The following is a 21,818-nucleotide window of genomic DNA, read 5'->3' on the forward strand; positions in this document are numbered from 1 at the left end:
CCGCTGCACCCGGACAGGCCGCGGTCGAAGCCGTACTGCACGGCCTGGGCGCGCTCCTGCACGGTCCCGTGGTCGCGGTTCATGTCGGACTCCGCGGACGCGATGAGCGGCAGGATCGCCCCGATGTCGTCGTAGTCGTCCGGTTCGAGGATGCCGCGGTCGCGGGCGTGTCCGAGGAACGCCCCGCCGATGCAGTCCGCCTGGTTCTCCGACTGGATGCGGCCCACCTGGCCCGTGGCCGCACGCAGCACCCCGGCCCTGTCCTGCAGGTAGTGACCCCACTCGTGGGCGACCGCGAAGGCCGCGCCGCCGTCGCCGGTGCGCCGGTAGAAGTCGTAGAGCTGGTCCTGGCCGACGTAGATCGTGTCGTCGAGGCCGCAGTAGAAGAACGCCGTGGAGTCCGCGACGCCGCCGCACGTCACGCGGACGACCGTCCCCGCGGGGACGTAGCGGAAGGCCGGCTCCGGCAGGGTGCCGTACTCGGTGCCGGCGAAGCCCGCGATCAGGCCCTGCACCTGGCCGAGGAACTCGCGCATCCCGCCGTAGGAGTAGCAGTTCTCCAGCGACTGGCACTGCGGCTGCGCCGCCGGTGCCGGGGTCTCCGCCGACGCGGCCGAGGGCCACCCGGCGAGCAGCAGCACGAGCACACCCGCGATCCACGCCGTCCGCACCACGTCGCCCCTCCACCGCCGCCCCGATCCACGATAGGGCGCGGGAGGCCGCCGCGCCCGGCCGTCCGGCGATCAGGCGATCAGGCGATCAGGCGACCGTCACACCCCGGCGCGGGCGAGGACCGCCGCCGTGTCCACCCCCGACGGCAGCGTGCCGAACGCGACCCCCCAGTCCCGGTCCAGCCGCGAGGCGCAGAACGCGTCCGCCACCGCCGCGTCGCCGTACCGGACGAGCAGCGCGCCCTGCAGCACCAGCGCCATCGTCTCGACGAGCCGGCGCGCCCGGAACTGCACGTCCGCGGCGTCGCCGAGATCGGCGAGCTCCTTGCGCAGCCGGCCCACCGCCTCGTCGAGGCGCCGGTCCTCCCCGGCGGCGAGGTCGATCTCACCGAGGAACGCCTCGACCGCGTCCGCGTTCCCGAGCGCGCGCAGGCCGTCCAGGGCGGCGACGTTGCCCGAGCCCTCCCAGATCGACGGTAGCGGCGACTCCCGGTAGAGCCGCGGCATCCCCGACTCCTCGACGTAGCCGTTGCCGCCCAGGCACTCCAGGGCCTCGGCGACGTGGGCGGGTGCGCGCTTGCACACCCAGTACTTGGTGACGGCGAGCCCGAGACGGCGCAGGTGCCCCTCCGCCTCGTCGCCGCGCACCGCACGGTCCACGGCGCCGGCGAGCCGGAGCACGACGACCGACGCCGCCTCGGCCTCGACGGCGAGGTCGGTGAGGACGTTGCGCATGAGCGGCTGGTCGACCAGGGCTGCGCCGAACGTGCGCCGGTGCCGCGCGTGGTGCAGCGCCTGGCGGACGCCGTGGCGCATCATCGACGCCGAGATCAGCGCGCAGTCCAGGCGGGTGAGGTTGACCATCTGGATGATCGTCGGGACGCCGCGGCCCTCCTCCCCGACCCGCCACCCGGTCGCGCCGTCGTACTCGATCTCCGACGAGGCGTTGGAGCGGTTGCCGAGCTTGTCCTTGAGCCGCTGCAGACGCAGCGCGTTGCGGCTGCCGTCGGGCAGCACGCGGGGCAGCAGGAAGCAGGTGAGACCGGCGGGCGCCTGCGCGAGCGTCAGGAACACGTCCGACATCGGGGCCGAGGTGAACCACTTGTGCCCCGTGATCACGTAGCTGCCGTCCGCGGAGGGCACGGCCCGGGTGGTGTTGGCCCGCACGTCGGAGCCGCCCTGCTTCTCCGTCATCGACATGCCCGCGATCAGGCCGCGCTTGCCGGTGGGCACGCGCAACTCCGGGTCGTAGAGGGATGCGGCGAGCAGCGGCTCGTAGATGCGCGCGAGCGACGGTTCCGCGCGCAGCGCCGGGACCGACGCGTACGTCATCGAGATCGGGCACAGGTGCCCGGCGTCCGTCTGACCCCAGACGTACATCTTCGCCGCGCGGGCGACATGCGCACCCGGCCGCGCCTCCGCCCAGGGTGCGGCATGCAGGCCTCGGGAGACGGCGACGCTCATGAGGTCGTGCCAGTGCGGGTGGAACTCCACCTCGTCGATGCGGTGGCCGTAGCGGTCGTGGGTGCGCAGCACCGGGGGATGGACGTCGACCAGCCGCGCCCAGTCCTGCACCCGGGCGCTGCCCCCGATCCGGCCCAGCGCGTGCAGCTCGTCCTCGGCCCAGCCCGCGCCCTCGCGGCGCAGCCCCTCCAACAGCGCGGGGTCCTCGGCGAGGTCATGGCCGTCCTGGTCGAACAGCGACGGGACCTGGTTGGTGACCTCGTGCGTCGGCGGCATCGTCGCCTCCTGGTGTGCGGGTTACCCGATCGTCACTTCCGCACCCGGCGCACGCAAGTGGCGTCAGGTGCTCGCGAGGTAGTTCGCAGCCATGTCGTCCTCGCCGTGGCCGAGCTCCACCGTGCGCCGGTAGCGCTGCCCGGCGGCCGCGGCGACGTCCAGGCGCACGTTCGCCTCCTCCGCGGCCGCCACGATCAGCCCGGCGTCCTTCGCGGCGTTCGCGGCGGAGAAGCTGGGCGTCCAGTCGCGCTCCCGGATCGCCGCCGCCTTGACCTGCAGGTAGGGCAGGTCCAGCGGGCCGCCGCCGACGGCGTCGAGGAACGCCTGCGGGTCCACGCCGAGGCCGTCGGCCAGCGCGAGCGCCTCCCCCACCCCGGCGGTGAGCGCGAGGACCCAGCTGTTGACGACGAGCTTGAGGCGGCTCGCGGCGGCGCCGCCCGCGTCGTCGGCGAGCCAGTTCGTGGCGCGGCCGACCGCGTCGAACACCGGCTGGACGGCCGCGCGCGCCTGCGGCGGCCCCGCCGCGAGGACGAGCAGGCGCCCCTGCTCCGCCGGGGCCCGCGTGCCGACGACGGGGGCGTCGACGAGCAGGAGGCCGTGGCGCGCGGCGAGGGCGACGATCTCGGCATGCGGCCCGACGCCGACGGTGGTGCACTGCGCCCAGACCTGCCCGGGCGAGAGCCCGCCGGCCGCCTGCTCCATGACGGCGACGACGTGCCCGGCGTCGCCGAGCATCGTGACGACGACGTCCGCGTCCCGGACGGCATCCGCCGGCGTCGCCGCGACGGTGGCACCCGCGGCCCCGAGCGGGGCCGCCTTCTCCGCCGTGCGGTTCCAGACGCGCAGGGGCAGGCCTGCGGCGAGGACGTTGCGAGCCATGCCGGCACCCATGATCCCGGTGCCGAGCAGCGCGACTGTGACGGGCACGACGCGACATTAGCCCTGTAGGACCGGCCACACGGGCTCGGTCTGCACCCGGGTCGTGACGTACAGTAAACGCGGTGCCAGCGTCGCCTCCACCCGACATCACCGTGTCCCCGGGAGAGCGAACCATGATCAAGCTCTGCGAGGCCTGCTACCGCCAGATCGCCGAGGACGAGCCACACGCCGAGCTGCGGGCGTTGTTCAAGGTCTCGGCCTCGGGCCGGCCCGAGTGGCGCTCCCTGTACCTGCATTCCTACGACGCCGACTCCGAGAACTGTGTCATGTCCGTGCGGTCGGAGCAGCGCGCCGGGTGATCCGTGTCGCCGGTCACGCAGTGTGACCGGCGCCTCAGGAGCGCGTGCGGTGACCGCGTGCCCCGGCCCACCACCGCGTCCCGCGGAGCCCCCGCCCGTTCCTCAGGGGACGGCACCCAGGTCGTTGACCTGCGTGTCACGCCGACGTCACCTGCCGGTTCGAAGCTGGGCGGGGAGGTGCGCATGGGCGGCACGACGATCGGGTGGGACACCTACGCGAGCCCCGGGTTCCACGACGAGATGCTCGACGGCGGCCGTCCGCGCGATGCCGCGGCGGGCGTCGTCCGCCATCTCGCCGCGCTGGGCGAGGGGCTCGTGGAGCGCCAGCGGGCCGCGGAGCTGGCGATCAGGGCCATGGGGATCACGTTCACCGTGTACACCGGGGACACAGGGGAGACGGGGGCCACCGACCGGGCCTGGCCGTTCGACGTCATCCCCCGGGTGATCTCGACGGCCGAGTGGGCGCGCATCTCCGACGGGCTGGTGCAGCGGCTCACCGCCCTCAACATGTTCGTCGACGACGTGTACGCAGGCCCGCCCGAGCAGGCCCGGATCGTGCGCGACGGGGTGGTGCCCCTTGAGGTCGTCGCCGGCAGCGCCGGGTACCGCCGCGAGTGCCAGGGGGTGCGCCCGGCGCACGGGGTGTGGGCACACATCTGCGGCAGCGACCTCGTCCGCGACGCCGACGGCACGGTGTACGTGCTGGAGGACAACCTGCGGGTGCCATCCGGGGTGTCCTACATGCTGGAGAACCGGATGGTCACGAAGCGGGTGTTCGCGGACCTGTTCCGCGACCTCGACATCCACCCGGTCGACAGCTACCCGAACCGGCTGCAGGAGATGCTCACCGACCTCTCCGCGGCCGGGGACCCCACGATCGCCGTGCTGACGCCGGGCGTGCACAACTCCGCCTACTTCGAGCACGCCTTCCTCGCCCGCCGGATGGGCGCGCACCTCGTCGAGGGCGGCGATCTCGCCGTGGACGCCGACGACCGCGTCCAGCTGCTCACGATCGGCGGGCCGGTGCGCATCGACGTCCTCTACCGGCGCGTGGACGACCTGTGGCTGGACCCGGAGGTGTTCCGGCCGGACTCGCTGCTCGGCGTGCCCGGGCTCATGCGCGCCTGGCGGGCGGGGAACGTCGCCATCGCCAACGCCCCCGGCTGCGGTGTCGCCGACGACAAGGTCCTCTACGCCTACGTGCCCGACATCGTTCGCTACTACCTCGGCGAGGAGCCCTCGATCGCGAACGTGCCGACGTGGCTGTGCCACGACCCGGCACACCGCAGCCACGTGCTGGCCCACCTCGACGAACTGGTGGTGAAGCCCGCCGCGGAGTCCGGCGGCTACGGGGTGTTCGTCGGCCCGCACGCGACGGCCGCGGAGCGCGAGCTGGTCCGGGCCCGGATCGAGGCCGATCCGCGCAACTTCGTCGCCCAGCCCGTGCTCGCGCTCTCGACCGCGCCGACGCTGTGCGGCTCGTCGGTCGCCCCGCGCCACCTGGACCTGCGGCCCTTCGTGCTGTCGGGCCTGCGCCCGTACGTGACGCAGGGCGGGCTCACCCGGGTGGCGCTGACCGAGGGCTCGCTCGTGGTCAACAGCTCGCAGGGCGGCGGCAGCAAGGACACCTGGGTCGTCGACCCGGACGTGACCGGGCCCGCCCGGTAGGAGGGAGACGAGTCGTGCTGCTCTCGCGCCATGCGGAGGCGCTGTACTGGGCGGGCCGCTACCTGGAGCGGGCCGAGGCGACCGCACGGATGGTCGCCGTCCACACCGAGCTGATGCTGGACCTGCCGCGCGCGGCCGGGGTGGGCTGGCACCCGCTGCTCGCCGTCGCGGGACACGGCGAGGACGTCCTCGGGCTCGACGTGCCCACCGAGGAGGACGTCGTCGGGTTCCTCACCGCGGACCCGGCCAACCCTGGTTCGGTCGTGGCGAGCATCGCGCGGGCGCGGGCGAACCTGCGCGTCGTGCGGGTGCTGCTGCCCGATCCCTGCTGGGAGATCGCCAACGACCTGCACGCGCGGGTCGGCGCCGCGGCGGCGCTCGCCGCGGACCGGCGCACCCGGGCCGGGTGGATCGACCAGGTGGCGGGCGGCTGCCAGCGGCTCACCGGCTCGCTCGCCGGGACCATGTGCGACGACGACGCCTACGCCTTCCTGCTGCTCGGCCGCTACCTGGAACGCGCCGACATGACCACCCGCGTCCTCGACGTCCAGGCCGGGGTGCTGGTCGGCGGGGGCGGGAACGCCGCGTACGGCGACGTCACCTGGATGAGCGTGCTCAAGTCGCTCTCGGCGCACCAGATGTTCCGGCGCAGCGTCGGCGCCGGGATGTCCGGGCCTGCCGCGCTGCGGTTCCTGCTGCAGGATCCGCGGTTCCCGCGCTCGGTCGAGTACTGCCTGAGCTCGGCGGCCCGGGCGCTGCCCCAGCTGCCGCAGGCCGCGACACCGCTCGCGGCGTGCGCCACGGTGCGCCGCCTGCTGCTCGCGCTGGAGATCGACGAGGACATCTCCCCCAGCGCGCTGCACGCGCTGGTGGACGAGCTGCAGCTCGGCATCGGGGTGCTGCACGACGCGCTCGCCGCGACCTGGTTCCGGGTCGTCGAGCCCACGCCGGTCGTCGACCGCGAACCGGAAGCCGCGGCGGTGCCCGCAGGCGGGCCGGCCGCGCGGGCGTCGTAGATGGCCGTGCACGTCGCGGTGGAGCACCGCACCGAGTACCGCTTCGACCGGCGGGTGAAGCTCGCCCCCCACGTGGTGCGGCTGCGCCCCGCGCCGCACTCGCGCACCCCGGTCACGTCCTACTCGCTGAAGGTCGAGCCGTCGGGACACTTCCTCAACTGGCAGCTCGACCCGTTCGGCAACCACCTCGCCCGGCTGGTGTTCCCCGAGCCCACCGACCACCTGACGATCACCGTCGACCTCGTCGCGGACCTGACGGTGATCAACCCGTTCGACTTCTTCGTCGAGGAGTCCGCCGAGCGCTACCCGTTCGCCTACGACGAGGGCACCGCCCGCGACCTGGCGCCCTACCTGGTGCGTGGCGAGCCGGGGCCGCTGCTGCGGGAGTGGCTGGCCGGCGTCGAGGTCCCCGGCGAGGGCACCGAAGGGATGGCGGTCAACGACCTGCTCGTCGGGCTCAACCAGCGCCTGCAGCGCGACATCTCCTACCTCGTGCGCATGGAGCCGGGTGTGCAGAGCCCGGAGGAGACCCTGCGGCTGCGCCGCGGCTCCTGCCGCGACAGCGCCTGGCTGCTCGTGGCGATCCTGCGCGAGATGGGCCTGGCCGCCCGGTTCGTCTCCGGCTACCTCGTGCAGCTCACGGCGGACGAGGTGCCCCTGACCGGCCCCGCCGGGCCCGAGCAGGACTTCACCGACCTGCACGCCTGGACCGAGGTGTTCCTGCCCGGCGCGGGCTGGGTGGGGCTCGACCCCACGTCCGGGCTCTACGCCGGGGAGGGCCACATCCCGCTCGCGTGCACCCCGGAGCCGTCGGGTGCCGCACCCGTCGCCGGCGCTCTCGAACCGGCGGAGGTCACGTTCCACCACGTCAACCGCGTGCACCGGGTGCAGGAGAGCCCCCGCGTCACGCTGCCCTACACCGACGGGCAGTGGGCCGCGATCGACGCGCTCGGTCGCGCGGTCGACGCCCGCCTGGCCGCGGGCGACGTCCGGCTCACCCACGGCGGGGAGCCCACCTTCGTCGCGGCGGACGACATGGAGTCCCCGCAGTGGACGGTCGCCCCGGACGGGCCGGGCAAGCGGGAGCTGGCCTGGCAGCTCGCGCAGCGGCTCGCGACCCGGTTCGCCCCCGGCGGGCTGCTGCAGGTGGGGCAGGGCAAGTGGTATCCGGGCGAGCCGCTGCCGCGCTGGGAGATGCGCCTGCTGTGGCGCCCCGACGGGGTGCCGCTGTGGCCCACGTCGTCGCTGCTGGCCGATCCGTGGACGCCCGGTACCGCGACCGCCGCGCAGGCCCACACGCTGCTCGTCGCGCTGGCGGCGCGGCTCGGCGTGCCCGAGGAGCTCTATCAGCCCGCCTACGAGGACCCGCTGGACCGGCTCGCCGCCGAGGCCCTGCTGCCCGACGGACCCCCGCCCGCCGCGGACCTCGATCCCACCGACCCCGCTCTCGCCGACCCCGACGCACGCGCCCGGATCGTCGCCGAGCTGGACGCCGACCGCGGCGAGCCCACCGGCTGGACGGTGTTCGTCCACCCGCTGCCCGACGGCCCCGGCTGGGGGACAGTGCGCTGGCAGCTGCGGCGCAAGCACCTCATGCTGCGGCCCGGGGACTCGCCGATGGGCTTGCGGCTGCCGCTGTCGTCGATGACGTGGGCGCCGGCGCCACCGGAACCGGAGCGCTCCCCGTTCGATCCGCGCGCGCCGCTGCCCGTGCCGGCGGAGTGGGGGGTCGGTTCGGGTTCGGGGCCGGGTTCGCCGCCGGGTTCGCCGCCGGGTTCGCCGCCGGGTTCGGGGCCGGGTTCGCCGCAGCAGGGTGGCTTTACTCCGGTAGGACCGGAGCAAAGCCACCCTGCTGCGAAACCCCCGGCCCCGGCCACCCCCCTCCCCGCCCGCGTCACGCCGCCGGAGAAGGCGCCCCCCACGGCGCTCTGCGTGCAGGTCCGCGACGGCCGCCTGCACGTCTTCCTCCCCCCGCTCACGCACGCCGAGCGGGCCGTGGAGCTCCTCGCGGTGCTGCACGACGTCGTCGCCGAGCACGGCACGCCCGTCGTCGTCGAGGGGTACGCCCCGCCGGGCGACCACCGGCTGCAGCGGCTCGTCGTGGGCGCGGACCCGGGCGTCATCGAGGTCAACGTGCACCCCTCGGGTTCGTGGGCCGAGCTGGTGGACGTCACCACCGGCCTCTCCGAGCAGGCCCGCCAGGTGGGGCTCGCGACGGAGAAGTTCGACCTGGACGGCAGCCACACCGGCACCGGCGGTGGCAACCACGTCACCCTCGGCGGATCGAGCCCGGCGCAGAGCCCCCTGCTGCGCCGCCCGGACCTGCTGCGCAGCATGATCACCTACTGGCAGCACCACCCCTCGCTGTCCTACCTGTTCTCGGGCCGCTTCGTCGGGCCGACCAGCCAGTCCCCGCGCGTGGACGAGGGCCGCGACCAGCAGCTCTACGAGCTGGAGATCGCCTTCGCCGAGCTGGAGCGCTGGCAGGCCGAGCACGGCGACCCGCCGCCGTGGCTGGGCGACCGTCTGCTGCGCCACCTGCTCGTCGACATCACGGGCAACACCCACCGCGCCGAGTTCTGCATCGACAAGCTCTTCTCCCCCGGCGCCGAGCGCGGGCGGCTGGGGATCCTGGAGCTGCGGGCGTTCGAGATGCCGCCGCACGCGCGGATGGCTCTGGTGCAGTCGCTGCTGGTGCGCGCGCTGGTGGCCCGCTTCTGGGAGGAGCCCTACGCCCGCCCGCTCGTCCGCTGGGGCACGCGGCTGCACGACCGGTTCCTGCTGCCCGCCTACGTCGCCGCGGACGTCGCCGAGGTCGCGGCGGACCTGCGCGCGCACGGGTTCGCGTTCGCCGACGCGTGGCTCGCGCCGTTCCTGGAGTTCCGGTTCCCGCTGATCGGGCAGGTCCAGGTCGGCGGTGTGAACCTGGAGCTGCGCACGGCGATCGAGCCGTGGCCCGTGCTCGGCGAGGAGGTCGGCGCCACCGCGCCCGCCCGCTACGTCGACTCGTCGGTGGAGCGGCTGCAGGTGCGCGCCACCGGGGTGGTGGACGGGCGCCATCTCGTCGCGTGCAACGGCGTCGAGGTGCCGCTGAAGCCCACCGGCACGCCCGGCGAGCTGGTCGGCGGCGTGCGCTACCGGGCGTGGCAGCCGCACTCGGCACTGCACCCGACGATCGGCGTGCACGCCCCGCTGGTGTTCGACGTCCTGGACCGCTGGAACTCCCGCTCGCTCGGGGGCTGCACGTACCACGTGAGCCATCCGGGCGGGCGCAGCTACGAGCGCTTCCCGGTGAACGCGGGCGAGGCGCAGGCGCGCCGGGCGAGCCGCTTCTCCCCGCTCGGCCACACGCCGGGCGCCGTCGATCTCGACGGGGTCACGGTGCCGGGGCCGCAGCTGGGCGACGAGTACCCTCACACCGTGGATCTGCGGCGCTGCCTGCCCGGGATGTCGTGACGGACGTGACGGTCGCCTCGGATCCCGAGGCGCCCACCCGCTCCCCCCGCCTGCTCGACGGCTACCGCGCCCTGCCCGGCGTGCACGACGAGCTCGTCGACGGGGACGGCCGGGTCCGCGAGCAGTGGGCCCGCCTGGGCCGGGTGCTCGACGAGATGGGGCACGCGGAGCTCCACCGCCGCCGCGGCGAGGCGGCACGGCTGCTCGCGGACGACGGCGTCGCCTACCGGGTGGGCCCGGACTCGGCGGCCCCCGGCGTGGCGTGGCGGCTGGACCCGGTGCCGGTGCTCCTGGGCAGCGCCGAGTGGGCGGAGGTCGAGGGGGCGCTGGTCCAGCGTGCGGAGCTGCTGAACCTCGTCCTTGCCGACCTGTACGGTCCCCGCACGCTGCTGCGGCGCCGGCTCGTCCCGCCCGAGATGGTGCTCGCCCATCCCGGGTTCGTGCGCGAGGTGGACGGGGTGCGCTCCCCGGGCGCGATGCTCGTGACGCTGGCCGTCGACCTGGCCCGGGACGCCGCCGGGCGGCGCTGGGCGCTCGCGGACCGCACCCAGACCCCGGCGGGCGCGGGCTACGCGCTCGCGAACCGGGTCGTCGTGTCGAAGGTGCTGCCGAGCATGTTCCGCGACGCGCAGGTGCACCGGCTGGCGCCCTTCTTCCGGGGGCTGCGCTCGGCGCTGCAGGCCGCCGCCCCGACCGCGGCGGGGGACCCGCGCATCGTCGTGCTCACGCCCGGCCCGTGGAGCGAGACGGCGTTCGAGCACGGGTCGCTCGCGTCGTACCTGGGCTACCCGCTGGTGGAGGGCGCGGACCTCACCGTCCGCGACGGGCACCTGTGGATGCGCTCCCTGGAACGCCTCGAACGCGTGGACGTGGTGCTGCGGCGGGTGGACAGCTCCTTCTGCGACCCGCTGGAGCTGCGATCGGAGTCCCTGCTCGGCGTGCCGGGCCTGGTCGAGGCGAGCAGGCTCGGCACGGTGTCGCTGGCGAACACCCTGGGCAGCGGGGTGCTGGAGAACCCGGCGCTGCTCGCCGTGCTGCCCCGGCTCGCCGAGGCGCTCCTGGGCCAGGAGCTGCGGATGCCGTCGGTGCCCACCTGGTGGTGCGGGGACGACCTGGGTCGCCGCCACGTCCTCGCGCACCTCGACGAGCTGGTGGTCAAGTCGACGACCCGAGAGCGCGGGGCCACGACGCTGCTGGGCTGGAAGCTCACGGCGGCGCAGCGCGAGCAGCTGCGGGCCCGCATCGAGGCCGCACCGCACGGATGGGTCGGCCAGGAGCGCCTGGACCTCGCCACCGTCCCGGCGCTCACCGGCACGGCGCTCGCCCCGCACCGGGCCGCGCTGCGCGCCTTCCTCGTGGCCCGGGGCGACTCCTACGCCGCCATGCCCGGTGGCCTGGCCCGCGTCACCCCGCCCGGCGGCGGGTTCGTCGCGAGCCCGGCCGGCGCGGTGAGCAAGGACGTGTGGGTGGTGGCGTCCGAGCCGGAGGACCCCGGCGGGTTCTGGCTGCAGGGCCCGGGCCCGGACGTCCCCGACGCGGCGCTGCCCGCCCGCGCCGCGGAGAACCTGTACTGGCTGGGCCGCTACCTCGAGCGCGCCGAGGCCACGGCGCGGCTGCTGCAGGTGGTGCGCGACCGCCGCAACGCCTTCCCCGGCGATCTCAGCCCCGCCGGTGCCGGCGCCGTCGGGGCGCTGCTGCGGGCGCTCACCGACGTCACCGACACCCGGCCGGGCTTCCACGACGACGGCGTGGACGTCGGGGCGGAGCTGTCCGCGATCACCGCCGACGCCACCCGGCCCGGCACGCTCGCGTTCGCGCTCCGCCGCCTGCGCGACGCCGCGTACCCGGTCCGCGACCAGCTCTCCGGCGACACCTGGCTCGTCATGGGCGCCCTGGAGCGCGACCTCGCCGAGCTGGGCGACACCGCCCGCGACGCCGGCACGATCGCCCGCGTGCTCACCAGCCTGCTCGCACTCGGGGGCCTCGCCGCGGACTCGATGGTCCGCGACCAGGGCTGGCGCTTCCTCGACGCCGGGCGCCGGGTGGAGCGCGCCGTTCAGCTCTGCGCGCTGCTGGAGGCGACGGTCACCCGCCGCCGCGACGACGCCACGGACAGCCTGCTCCTGGAGTCGGTGCTCACCGCCGCCGAGAGCATCATCACCTACCGCCGCCGCCACCGCTCCCACGCCGATCTCGCCACCGTGCTGGAACTGCTGCTGCTCGACCCGGCGAACCCCCGCTCGGTCGGCTACCAGCTGGACCGCCTCGCCGAGGACGTCGCCGCGCTCGCCGGTCCGCGCGGCCTCGCGCCCACGGCCCCGGAGCGGATCGTGCTGGAGGCGACGTCCGCGCTGCGCGTCCCCGATCTCGCCGCCACGGCGAGGACGGTCACCGGGACCGACGGCTCCGCGGACCGCGCCGAGCTGGCCGCGTTCCTGGTCCGGATCGTCGACCTGCTGCACCGCGTCTCGGACGCCGTCGAGGCGGCGCACTTCACGCGCCTGCCCCCGCAGCACCCCCTCAACCCCGGGTTGCGACTGGTATGACCGTCTACCGCGTCACGCACCGCACCGAGTACTCCTACTCGGCGCGGGTGTCGTCGAGCTTCGGCGAGGCCGTCATGGCGCCGCGGCCGCTGCCCGTTCAGGAGTGCCTGAGCACGCGGCTGGACATCGAGCCGGCCCCGCACGGCCTGCGCGAGCGCACGGACTACTTCGGCAACCGGACGTCGTGGTTCTCCGTGCTCACCCCGCACAGCCGCCTCGCCGTCACCGCGACCAGCGTCGTGCGGGTGCGCGGGCAGCGCCTCCCCGAGGGCCCGACGGGGCCGTGGGAGCGGGCCGGGGAGCTCGCCCGCCTCGACACCTCGGCCGTCGAGTTCCTGCTGGAGTCCCCGCAGGTGGCGCCCACCCCGGCGCTCGCGGAGTACGCGGCGGCGTCCTTCCCGCCCGGGCGCGACGCGCTGGCCGCGGCGCGCGATCTGTGCTCGCGCATCCACCGGGACTTCGCCTACACCCCGGGCGCCACGGAGGTCAGCACCGCGATCACGGAGGTGCTGGAGCGCCGCGCCGGGGTGTGCCAGGACTTCGCGCACGTTGCGATCGGCTGCCTGCGCGCCGTCGGGCTCGCCGCGCGCTACGTCAGCGGCTACCTGGAGACCGAGCCGCCGCCGGGCAGGCCGCGGCTGGAGGGGGCCGACGCCACGCACGCCTGGGTGTCGGTGCTGCTGCCCGCCGGGTGGGTCGACCTCGATCCCACGAACGACCAGCCGGCCGACGACCGCTACGTCACCACGGCGTGGGGACGCGACTACACCGACGTCGCGCCGCTCAAGGGCGTGATCTTCAGCCAGGGGCGCACCCACGACCTCGCGGTGGCCGTGGACGTCGTGCGCGTGCCGGACCCGGCCGCGTGAGGCGGCGGCGCGTGAGGCAGCGGCGGGCGGGGTAGAGACGGCCGTGCGTTCCTTCCGCTGCCCGAACTGCGCCCAGCTGGTCTTCTTCGAGAACTCGGCGTGCCTGCGCTGCGGCCAGGAGCTCGGCTACGACCCGGTCCGGCGCGATCTCGTCGCCGCCACGGACCTCCCCCGCTGCGCGAACGCCGGGATCGCGGCCTGCAACTGGATCCCGCCGCGACCGGGGACGCTGTGCCTGTCGTGCCGGCTCACCCGCACCCGTCCCGCAGACTCCGACACCGACGCGATGGCCGCGTTCGCCGAGACCGAGGCGGCGAAGCGGCGGCTCGTGGCGCAGCTCGCCGAGCTGGGACTCCCGTTGCGTTCCTGGGAGGACACCGACGGGGGTCTCGCCTACGACCTGCTGTCCAGCAGGGACGGCAGCGTCGTCATCGGCCACCAGAACGGGATCGTCACGATCGATCTCGCCGAGGCGGGCGACCCGCACCGCGAGCAGGTGCGTCAGGAGATGGGCGAGCCCTACCGCACGATGCTCGGCCACCTCCGCCACGAGACCGGCCACTACTACTGGACGGTGCTGGTCGAGGGCACCGCGCACCTGGAGCGGTTCCGGGAGCTGTTCGGCGACGAGCGGGCGAGCTACACCGACGCCGTCGACCGGCACTACGCGCAGGGCCCGCCCGCGGACTGGCCCGACCGTCACGTCAGCGCCTACGCCACCATGCACCCGTGGGAGGACTGGGCGGAGACCTTCGCCCACTACCTGCACATCCGCGACACCCTGCAGACCGCGGGCGAGCACGGCATCCGCGTGGACGGCCCCGAGGCGACGCTGTCCGCGGACCCGGGCGACGTCGACGCGGACGCAGAACCGTTCGAGGGGATCCTCGCCGAGTGGCTGCCGCTGACCTACGCGCTCAACGCCGTGAACCGCAGCATGGGTCGCGACGACCTCTACCCGTTCGTCCTGCCGCCTGCGGTGGTCGGGAAGCTCGCGTGGGTGCACCGGCTCTGCACGGACGTCAGCTGACCGTGTAGGTCAGCAGCTCGCCGGCCAGGGTGCCGACGAACAGCAGCCCGCCCGAGGTCACCCCGACGTCGGCGGGATCGCGTCCGGGACCGGTCTCGACCGTGGCCACGACCGCGGCACTCGCGGTGTCGAGGACCGTGATCGCTCCGGTGGAGACGACGAACGCGTGGCGGCCGTCGGGCGACACGGCGATATCGGCCCGGTCGGTCGCCGCGGGGACGAGCACGGTCGCGGTCACGGTGTGGTCGGCCGTGCTGATCACGTGCACGGTGCCGGGACCCGCGACGTAGAGCCGGCCGCCGTCGGGTGACAGCGCGAGCGCGTGCGGGGCGGTGACGTCGACGGTCGCGACGATCACGGCCGTGGCCGCGTCGACGGCGAGCACCTCGTTGGTGTCGGCGTCGGCCACGTAGACGCGGTCCCCGCCGGGAAGGGCCGCGAGGCCGAACTTCTGGCCCGGCAGCGGGAGGAGGTCGCTCCCGGCGGCGGCGGTCGACGGGTCCACCAGCCGCAGGCCCTCCTGGGTCGCGACGATCAGCTGCTTGCTCGTCGGGTGGACGGCCAGACCGGTCGCGGGCGCACCCAGCGGCACCGCCCCGGTGAGCCGGGCGTCCGACCGGGTGTCCACCAGGGCGGCGCCCGCTGCGGTGCTCACCCCGACGAAGTCCCCGTCCGGCGCCACGACCACCGCCTGGTCGGAGGCACCGGGCACCTCGACGATCCCGAGGAGCTCCATCGTCGCGGGAGCGACGAGCGTGAGGCCGTCGACGGTCATCGCGACGATGAGGTCGCCGTCGCCGAAGGCGTCCGCGCGCACCGTGCCGGATCCGACCGTCGCCGCTCCGGCGCTGGTGAGCACGGGCGGGTCCGCGGGTGCCCCCGGGGTGTCCGGGGCGGACGGCACGGCCGGGTCCGCCTGCGTGCCCAGCAGTGGCACGGCCACCGCCACGCCGACCGCGACGAGTGCGGCGGCGAGTGCGGCGAACCCCGCGACCGCGAGGCGGCGGCGCCGTGCCGGGGTGGCGGCGCGCGGGCCTGCAGCCGCTCCCGGCAGGGGGTCGACGGCCGCGTCCGGGTGGGGATGGGTGGCCCCGCGGGGGACGCCGGTGGTGTCGCCGGTGCCCGCGACCCGCGTCCGGTCGGCCTGCGGAGGGAGCCGGACCGTCGCGTCCGCCGACCCCGGGCCCGCCACCGTGCTCGCGTCGGCGGCCGGCGCCGCGTCCCCGACCGCCGCCTGCGCCGCCGCCGCGAGCGCGCCCGCCGAGGGGAAGCGCTGGGCGGGGTCCTTGGCCATCCCCCGCGCCACGACCTCGTCGAGCGCCGGCGGGAGACCGGCGCGGTGCGCGCCCGGCGCCGGTGGCGGCCGGTGGAGGTGGGCGTACATCACGGCGAGCGGATCGTCGGCGGGGAAAGGTTTGTGGCCGGTGAGCGCCTCGAACAGGACGCAGGCGAGCGCATAGACGTCGGCGCGGTGGTCGGCCCCCGTTCCCTGGAACCGTTCCGGCGCCATGTAGTCCAGCGTGCCGACGGTGGCACCGGACTGCGTCAACGCCGTGGCCTCCGGCTGCGCCGCGCGTGCGATGCCGAAGTCGACGAGGTAGGCGTGATCCCTCGCGGTGCCCGCGACGAGGACGTTGGACGGCTTGACGTCGCGGTGGACGAGTCCCTCGGCGTGGGCGGCGTCGAGCGCCTCGGCGACCTGCGCCACGATCTCCACGGCGCGCGCGGCGGGCAGCGGCCCGTCGCGCAGCAGGACACCGAGATCGGCGCCGCGGATCAGCTGCATCTCGATGAACAGCTGGCCGTCGATCTCGCCGTAGTCGTGGACCGGGACGATGTGCGGGGCGCCGATGCGGGCCGCCAGCGCGGACTCCCGGCGGAACCGGGCCTGGAAACCCGCGTCGACGGCCAGCTCGCGGCGCAGCCGCTTGACGGCGACCAGGCGCTGGGTGCGGGTGTCGAAGGCCTCGTAGACCTCGCCCATGCCGCCGCGGCCGAGGAGCCGCTCGAGGCGGAACCGGCCGAACTGCGTGGTCACGGCTCGGTCTCCTCCTCGCTTCCGGACCGGACCGGGTGGGCCACGGCACGGGTCGGACGGGTGATCACCGGTCAGGATAGGGGCAGCGGCCCCCGCCGCCGCAGAACGCCCATGCGCCCGATCCGGCACACGCCGTGGTCCTGACAGTCACGACGGCTACGATTCCGTCGTGTCCCACAAGATCGCCGATCCCGGGGAGGTCCCCGGGTCGCGGTCCGTACGCACCCGCGAGCGCATCCTCGACGCCACGGCTGCGGTGCTGTGCCACAAGGGATTCGCCGGGACGCGGTTGTCGGACATCGCCGAGCGGGCGCGCGTCGAGATGCCCGCGATCCACTACTACTACCCGTCGCGCGAGGACCTGATCGAGGAGGTCGTGCTCATCGGTGCGGCCGCGATGCGCTCGCACGTGGCGGACGCGCTCGATGCGCTGCAGTCCGGCGCCGCGCCGTCCACCCGGATCGCGGTGGCCGTCCAGGCGCACCTGCGCCACGAGCTGGAGCTCTCGGACTACGCCAAGGCGGTCGTCCGCAACGCCAACCAGCTCCCCGAGCACGTCGGCAGGCGCGCGTGGGCCGAGATCGGGGCCTACCACGACGTGTGGCGCGGCCTCGTCGGCGAGCTCGCCGCCGCCGGTGAGCTGCGCGCCGGCCTCGATCCGGCGGCGGCGCACCTGCTCGTCCTCGGCGCCCTGAACTCGACCGTGGACTGGTGGGACCCGGCGTCGGGGCCCATCGAGGACCTCATCGGCACGGCGCGGTCGATGGTGCTGCACGCCCTGCGCACCTGACGGCACGGCGGGCGCCGAGCCCGGCGCGTCAGCGGAACGTCAACGGTGCCAGGTGTGCTGGGTTCATGGTCGATACTCTGCACCGCGGCGCCACCGCCGAACCGGTCGCCGCGGACCGCCGCCCCGAGTGGGCGCTCGTGATCCCGCGCCAGGACGTCGTCGTCCGGCTCAACGGACACGCGCCGGACGCGAGCCCGCTGGACTACCTGCCTGCCGTGCGGCCCTACGGCGTCACCCCCATGGCGCGGGCGCTGCGGCTGGAGCTCCCGGGGCTCGGCCTGCTCGACGCGCTGCGGACCGCGCTGCGCGCCCACCGCGGCGTGCGGGCCGTGGCGGCCTTCGGGCCCCGCGCGGACCTCGACGAGGCCCGGGCCCGGCTGCTCGTGGGTCATGCGCTCGTCTCGTTCGTCGAGCCGGAGCCCGGCGCGTCCGGGAGCTGATCCGCGAGCAGCCGCCCGGCCCGCCCACCCGCCTCGACGTCGGCACGCAGGTGCCCCGCGGTGGTGATCCGGGCGGCGAGGGCGTCCACCGCGGGCTGCTCGCCCGCCGCCCGGGGATGGCCGGTGCGGGCGCGCAGGGCGTCGGCGAGGCCGAGGTGGTAGGCGCCGCGGGAGGTCGCCTCGGCGAGCAGCGCGCGGCTCTCGGCGGTGTAGGCGAGCGCCCGCGGGTCGCGCGTCGCGAGCGCGGCCTCCCAGGAGGCCGTCAGCAGGGCCGGGGCCTCGGCGGCCGGGCCGACCCTGGCGAGCGCGGCGCTGGTCAGCGCGACCCCGGACAGCGACCCCGCGGCGCGGTACCACTCCAGCGCACCGCGATGGCGGCGAGCGGCCGACTCCCGGTCCCCGCACCGCGCGTCGGCCAGGGCCAGGCTGTTGCCGACGAACGCGAGCAGCGACGGCGACTGCAGCCGGCGCGCCACCGCGAGCGCCTCGGCGAGCCGCTGGCGACCCTGCGCGGGCTCCCCCGCCAGGGCCGTCACGTTCCCCAGCCGCATCAGCTGCACGCACTGGGCGTGCGGCCAGCCGCCGTGCATCGCCAGCAGCAGGGCCCGCTGGTGCTGCTCGCGCGCCTCCGCCCAGGCGCCGCGCTGCTCGGCGGCCTGGCCGAGCAGGTCGAGCGCAGCGAGCTGCCCCGCCGGGTCCGGGCGGTCGTGGAAGATCGCCAACGCCTCGCGCGCGAGCACCTCCGCCCGTCCCGGCTCGCCGCGCAGCAGGTGTCCGCGGGTGGTGACCAGCGCACCCAGCGCGAGGCCCCACGTGTTCCCGTTGGCCTCCAGCGCCGCCAGCGCGGGCCCGAGCAGCCGGGCCGCCGCGGCGTGCTCACCGCGCTCCGTGCGCCGGTCGGCGAGCAGGACCAGGGCGAGCGTCTCCGTCTCCGAGAGCGGGCAGTGCGGCCTGGTGTCGGCCCCGGCGGACCCGGCCACCACGGCGTCGGCATCGGCGAGCGCCGTGGCCTCGTCACGCTCGTGGCAGGCCAGGGCGTCCGCCCACAGCCGGGCCGCGCGCGTCGCGGGCCGCGCCATCCCGGGCAGGCCCGTCGCCCGGTCCAGCAGCTCCCCGATGAGCTGGCGACCGCGGCCCCGCTCGCCGGCGAGCCACCACCCCCACGCGCAGCGGACCGCGAGCTGCAGGGCGGCGTCGAGATGGCCGTTCTCGCCGAGCCAGCGGATCATCTCCGGCGGCTCCAGCACCCCGGGACCCGCCGACGCGACGTGCGTCTGCGCCCGTTCGGCGTGCAGGATCTCCGCGTAGGTCGCGCGCAGCAGCGGCGAGGGTTCGAGCCCCGCCGCGTCCTCCACCAGCCGCCGGCCCTCCTCGTAGACGGCCAGCGCCTCCGCCCGCCTGCCCTGCGCGTCCAGCGCACGCATCAGCGTCGCCCTGGCCTCCTGGCGGGCGGGCTGCTCGGCGATCATCTCGGTCGCGCGCGCGAGCGCCGCACCCGTGTCGCCCGCCTCCAGCAGCGCCCGCGCGGCGAGCTCCCGGGCCGCCGACACCAGCTCCCGGCAGCGCGCCGCCGCGGCCACCACCGCCGGGTGGTCCCCGACCGGCGCGTACGGCTCACCCCGGACGGTCGGCAGCACGGAGTCGAGGACGTCCAGCGCCGCCCGGGCCCGGGCCCGCGACAGCAGCGCCTGGGCACGCCCGAGCGCGTCGGCCAGGACGTCGTCGTCGGCCTCCCCGGGCAGCACCTCCAGCCGGTAGCCGTCCGCGGCGAACGCCAACCGGTCCGCGTCCGGGCCGAGGCTGCGCCGCAGGTGCGACACCCGCGCCTGCAGCGCGTTGCGCGACGGCTCCCCGTCGGGGCCCCACACGAACCCGGCGAGCCGCGCGGCGGGCACCACCTCGTTGCGGTGGGCGAGCAGGGCCCCGAGCAGCACCTGCTCGCGCCGCCCGCGCGCGACCCGCTGCCCACCCGGCCACTCCACCGTCAACGGGCCCAGCACCCGGAACCGCATACCGGTGGACGATAGTGCGCCGCGGCTGACGCGGCGCTGACGTGCGAGCCCTGCCCTGACGGCCCGCTGACCCGCAGCTTCCGGTCGGTTGCCGCGGGCGCCGCGCGGACCGTAGACCGTTGCCCATGAGCTCCGAGAACCCCCGTCGCGCCGCCGAGCGGCAGCTCTGGCGCTGCCTGGAAGCCGTCCACGCCGCCGTCTACTTCGCGCCCGACGTGGGGCAGGCCTGGCGCGAGCTGGGCCTGAAGGGCTTCTGGATGGGCTACTTCGCCTCCCGCTCCGCGGCGCTCGGCCGGCCGGGCGCGCAGCTGGTCACGGCGCTCTTCCACGGGTTCGCGCCCCGCATGGTCGAGCGCGCCCTGCCCGGCGCGTGGGACCTCGCCACCCCGCAGGACGTCCTCGCGACCCGCGCACGGATCGCCACGGCGGCCCTGGCCCCGCACACCGGCGGGGACGGGTCCGCCGGCCGGCCCGACCGGCTCGACGGCCCGCTCGACGGCCTGCTCGACCGGCTCGACCTCGCCGGCAGGCCGCTCGCCGCCGCGCACGCGGCCCTGCCCCGTCCCGGCGACCCGGTGACCCGGCTCTGGCACGCCGCGACCGTCCTGCGCGAGTACCGCGGCGACGGCCACGTCGCGGCGCTCGTGGCCGCCGACGTCGACGGCGCGGCGGCGAACGTGTGGCACGCCGCAGGTGGGCTGCTGGTCGACAGCCAGCGCGACTTCCGCGGCTGGACCGCCGCCGAGTGGGACGCCGCCCGCGCGGCCCTGCACGGCCGGGGCTGGCTCGCCGCCGACGGGACGCTCACTGCCGCGGGCGGGCGCGCCCGCGACGACGTCGAGCACCGCACCGACCTCGCGGCCGCGCGGGCGCTGCGCCCGCTGAGCGACGGCGCGCTGGCCGACCTGCTCGCCCGCCTGCACCCGATCGCCGCGTCCGTGGTGGCCGCGGGTGCTGTGCCGTACCCCAACGCGATGGGTGTGCCGGCCCCCGATGCCGTGCCACCGGGGCAACCGCTGCGCGCCCGGTCGTGAACGGCACCGTCCTGTGGCGGTCCTCGCAGGCCCCGCTCGCGCCGTCGCGGCGACCCGTCACCCGCCCGTCGCCGCGACCGAGGGCGGCTCCGGCGCCGCGGACGGATCGGCGGGCCGGTAGCGCGGCGCGTACTCGACGGCCACCGCCGCGACCTGCTGCCGCACGAACCCCTGCCACGCCGCCGCGCGCCGCTCCGCCAGCAGCCCCGCCCGGAACTGCTCCCCGACCAGCTCGAACGGCACCGGGACCGCCGCCTGCACGCCGACCACCTGACCCACGTTCCAGCCCGCCCGGGTCCGCACCGGGCCGAAGAACTCCCCCGCGCCCGCCGCGAACGCGGCGGCGGCGTACGGCCCCTCCAGCTCGTCCGCCGACGGCTCCCCCAGCTCGCCGCCGGTGTCGCGGGTGCCGTCGTCGCGCGAGTAGCGCACCGCGAGCCAGCCCCAGTCCGCGCCCGCCCGGGCCTGGGCCAGCACCTCCTCGGCGCGTTCGCGCGACTCCACGACGATGTTGAGCAGCCGCCGCCGCTCCGCCGAGAGGGGCGGGCGCTCGAGGTAGGCGCGCCGCAGCTCACCGTCCGTCACCGCGGGGACGCCGGACACCACCTGCGCGCGCAGCGCCTCCGCGGCCAGCCTGCGGCGCAGCTCGGCCCGCATGTCGGCCTCCGCGACGCCCGCGCGGCCCGGCCGGTGGGCGGCGAGCGCCCGGTCCACGTCGGCGTCGGAGACGACGAGGCCGCGCCTCCGCGCCTCCGCGCCGAGCACCAGGCTCACCACGGCCGCGTGCGCGACGTCGCGTTCGTACCGGTCCCGCTGCGGGTCCGCCACCGGCGGGCCGGCACCGTCGAGGGCCTCGACGACGCCGAGGTGCCAGCGGAACTGCGCCTCGGTGACGACGTCGCCGCCGACGACGTAGGCGGCATCGCCGGGCAGGGCGCCGTCGCGGTCGACGGTCAGCCCGCCGAGGATCCCGGCGACGGCGAGGCCCGCCGCAGCCGCGGCGATGTGGGCGCGGCGGCGCGGCCGCGCGGTGGGCGGGATCGTACGGGCGTCCGGCGGTGGCGCCCGGACGACGGCCGGCGGGACACCGGCGGCGCCGGCCCGGGCCGCAGCCGGACGTCGCGACGGCGCGCAGCGGGTGTCGTCGCTCGGGGGCGTCATACGCACACCGTGCCGACCCGCCGGCCGGCCGCTCGCAGCGGGTGGCCGACACCGGCGATGCTGCCCGGTGATCGCCGTTTCCGTGACATGAGGCGCACTCGCGCACCCC

16 protein-coding genes are annotated in these 21,818 nt (G+C 75.9%); 10 read left to right on the forward strand and 6 right to left on the reverse strand.

From position 1 onward, the window contains the following. The 3 genes from AB7J25_RS20755 to AB7J25_RS20765 form a co-directional block, all read right to left on the reverse strand. The coding region (locus tag AB7J25_RS20755; protein ID WP_428511253.1) for a neutral zinc metallopeptidase at positions 1 to 674 on the reverse strand (674 nt) is incomplete at its 3' end. 96 nt (positions 675 to 770) lie between these two features. Continuing rightward, positions 771 to 2,411 (reverse strand): acyl-CoA dehydrogenase family protein, encoded by a 1,641-nt coding sequence (locus tag AB7J25_RS20760; RefSeq protein ID WP_428511254.1) that lies wholly within the window; start codon positions 2,409 to 2,411, stop codon positions 771 to 773. Between the two features lie 63 nt (positions 2,412 to 2,474). Next, positions 2,475 to 3,338, reverse strand: coding sequence for an NAD(P)-dependent oxidoreductase (locus AB7J25_RS20765; RefSeq protein WP_428511255.1), 864 nt, complete (start codon positions 3,336 to 3,338; stop codon positions 2,475 to 2,477). 125 nt (positions 3,339 to 3,463) lie between these two features. Here AB7J25_RS20765 and AB7J25_RS20770 point away from each other — a divergent pair, with 125 nt between their 5' ends. The 7 genes from AB7J25_RS20770 (at position 3,464) to AB7J25_RS20800 (ending at position 14,234) form a co-directional block, all read left to right on the forward strand. Continuing rightward, entirely contained in the window at positions 3,464 to 3,649 is a 186-nt protein-coding gene (locus tag AB7J25_RS20770) for a hypothetical protein (RefSeq protein ID WP_428511256.1), read from the forward strand. Positions 3,650 to 3,832: 183 nt separating this feature from the next. Continuing rightward, complete coding sequence (locus AB7J25_RS20775; protein ID WP_428511257.1) at positions 3,833 to 5,317, forward strand: circularly permuted type 2 ATP-grasp protein; 1,485 nt, start codon at positions 3,833 to 3,835, stop codon at positions 5,315 to 5,317. Positions 5,318 to 5,331: 14 nt separating this feature from the next. Beyond that, a complete protein-coding gene (locus AB7J25_RS20780) occupies positions 5,332 to 6,333 on the forward strand; it encodes an alpha-E domain-containing protein (protein WP_428511258.1) in 1,002 nt (333 codons plus the stop codon). Continuing rightward, on the forward strand, positions 6,334 to 9,789 hold the full coding sequence (locus AB7J25_RS20785; RefSeq protein ID WP_428511259.1) for a DUF2126 domain-containing protein: 3,456 nt from the start codon (positions 6,334 to 6,336) through the stop codon (positions 9,787 to 9,789). It abuts the gene before it with no gap. 5 nt (positions 9,790 to 9,794) lie between these two features. Next, a complete protein-coding gene (locus AB7J25_RS20790) occupies positions 9,795 to 12,335 on the forward strand; it encodes a circularly permuted type 2 ATP-grasp protein (RefSeq protein WP_428511260.1) in 2,541 nt (846 codons plus the stop codon). Then, complete coding sequence (locus AB7J25_RS20795; RefSeq protein ID WP_428511261.1) at positions 12,332 to 13,204, forward strand: transglutaminase family protein; 873 nt, start codon at positions 12,332 to 12,334, stop codon at positions 13,202 to 13,204. Before AB7J25_RS20790 ends, AB7J25_RS20795 begins: the two co-directional genes overlap by 4 nt. Positions 13,205 to 13,247: 43 nt before the next feature. After that, entirely contained in the window at positions 13,248 to 14,234 is a 987-nt protein-coding gene (locus AB7J25_RS20800; protein ID WP_428511262.1) for a zinc-binding metallopeptidase family protein, read from the forward strand. Here AB7J25_RS20800 and AB7J25_RS20805 read toward each other — a convergent pair. Further along, the gene (locus tag AB7J25_RS20805; protein ID WP_428511263.1) at positions 14,227 to 16,272 is read right to left on the reverse strand and encodes a serine/threonine-protein kinase; all 2,046 of its coding nucleotides are present in this window, start codon (positions 16,270 to 16,272) and stop codon (positions 14,227 to 14,229) included. The two genes, AB7J25_RS20800 and AB7J25_RS20805, sit on opposite strands and share 8 nt — an antisense overlap. A gap of 169 nt (positions 16,273 to 16,441) precedes the next feature. Between AB7J25_RS20805 and AB7J25_RS20810 the strand changes: the two genes are divergently transcribed. Together AB7J25_RS20810 and AB7J25_RS20815 are read left to right on the forward strand one after the other, a co-directional pair. After that, positions 16,442 to 17,062 carry a TetR/AcrR family transcriptional regulator gene (locus AB7J25_RS20810; RefSeq protein WP_428511264.1) on the forward strand — a complete coding sequence of 207 codons (621 nt, stop codon included), beginning with the start codon at positions 16,442 to 16,444 and terminating at the stop codon, positions 17,060 to 17,062. A 65-nt stretch (positions 17,063 to 17,127) separates the two neighbouring features. Then, positions 17,128 to 17,502 carry a hypothetical protein gene (locus AB7J25_RS20815; protein ID WP_428511265.1) on the forward strand — a complete coding sequence of 125 codons (375 nt, stop codon included), beginning with the start codon at positions 17,128 to 17,130 and terminating at the stop codon, positions 17,500 to 17,502. Here the strand turns inward: AB7J25_RS20815 and AB7J25_RS20820 are convergent. Further along, entirely contained in the window at positions 17,451 to 19,514 is a 2,064-nt protein-coding gene (locus AB7J25_RS20820; protein WP_428511266.1) for a BTAD domain-containing putative transcriptional regulator, read from the reverse strand. The genes AB7J25_RS20815 and AB7J25_RS20820 overlap by 52 nt on opposite strands. A 125-nt stretch (positions 19,515 to 19,639) precedes the next feature. Here AB7J25_RS20820 and AB7J25_RS20825 point away from each other — a divergent pair, with 125 nt between their 5' ends. Beyond that, complete coding sequence (locus tag AB7J25_RS20825) at positions 19,640 to 20,548, forward strand: SCO6745 family protein (RefSeq protein WP_428511267.1); 909 nt, start codon at positions 19,640 to 19,642, stop codon at positions 20,546 to 20,548. A gap of 57 nt (positions 20,549 to 20,605) precedes the next feature. Here AB7J25_RS20825 and AB7J25_RS20830 read toward each other — a convergent pair whose 3' ends face one another. Beyond that, positions 20,606 to 21,709, reverse strand: coding sequence for a peptidylprolyl isomerase (locus tag AB7J25_RS20830; protein ID WP_428511268.1), 1,104 nt, complete (start codon positions 21,707 to 21,709; stop codon positions 20,606 to 20,608). Positions 21,710 to 21,818 lie beyond the last annotated feature (109 nt).

Source organism: Pseudonocardia sp., from assembly GCF_050246655.1.
GTDB lineage: Bacteria > Actinomycetota > Actinomycetes > Mycobacteriales > Pseudonocardiaceae > Pseudonocardia.

Excerpts from the sequence above, each read along its gene's own strand:
- AB7J25_RS20820 (WP_428511266.1), bottom strand. The coding sequence starts at position 19,514 with ATGCGGTTCCGGGTGCTGGGCCCGTTGACGGTGGAGTGGCCGGGTGGG.
- AB7J25_RS20795 (WP_428511261.1), top strand. The coding sequence starts at position 12,332 with ATGACCGTCTACCGCGTCACGCACCGCACCGAGTACTCCTACTCGGCG.
- AB7J25_RS20815 (WP_428511265.1), top strand. The coding sequence starts at position 17,128 with ATGGTCGATACTCTGCACCGCGGCGCCACCGCCGAACCGGTCGCCGCG.
- AB7J25_RS20825 (WP_428511267.1), top strand. The coding sequence starts at position 19,640 with ATGAGCTCCGAGAACCCCCGTCGCGCCGCCGAGCGGCAGCTCTGGCGC.
- AB7J25_RS20770 (WP_428511256.1), top strand. The coding sequence starts at position 3,464 with ATGATCAAGCTCTGCGAGGCCTGCTACCGCCAGATCGCCGAGGACGAG.
- AB7J25_RS20785 (WP_428511259.1), top strand. The coding sequence starts at position 6,334 with ATGGCCGTGCACGTCGCGGTGGAGCACCGCACCGAGTACCGCTTCGAC.
- AB7J25_RS20775 (WP_428511257.1), top strand. The coding sequence starts at position 3,833 with ATGGGCGGCACGACGATCGGGTGGGACACCTACGCGAGCCCCGGGTTC.
- AB7J25_RS20760 (WP_428511254.1), bottom strand. The coding sequence starts at position 2,411 with ATGCCGCCGACGCACGAGGTCACCAACCAGGTCCCGTCGCTGTTCGAC.
- AB7J25_RS20830 (WP_428511268.1), bottom strand. The coding sequence starts at position 21,709 with ATGACGCCCCCGAGCGACGACACCCGCTGCGCGCCGTCGCGACGTCCG.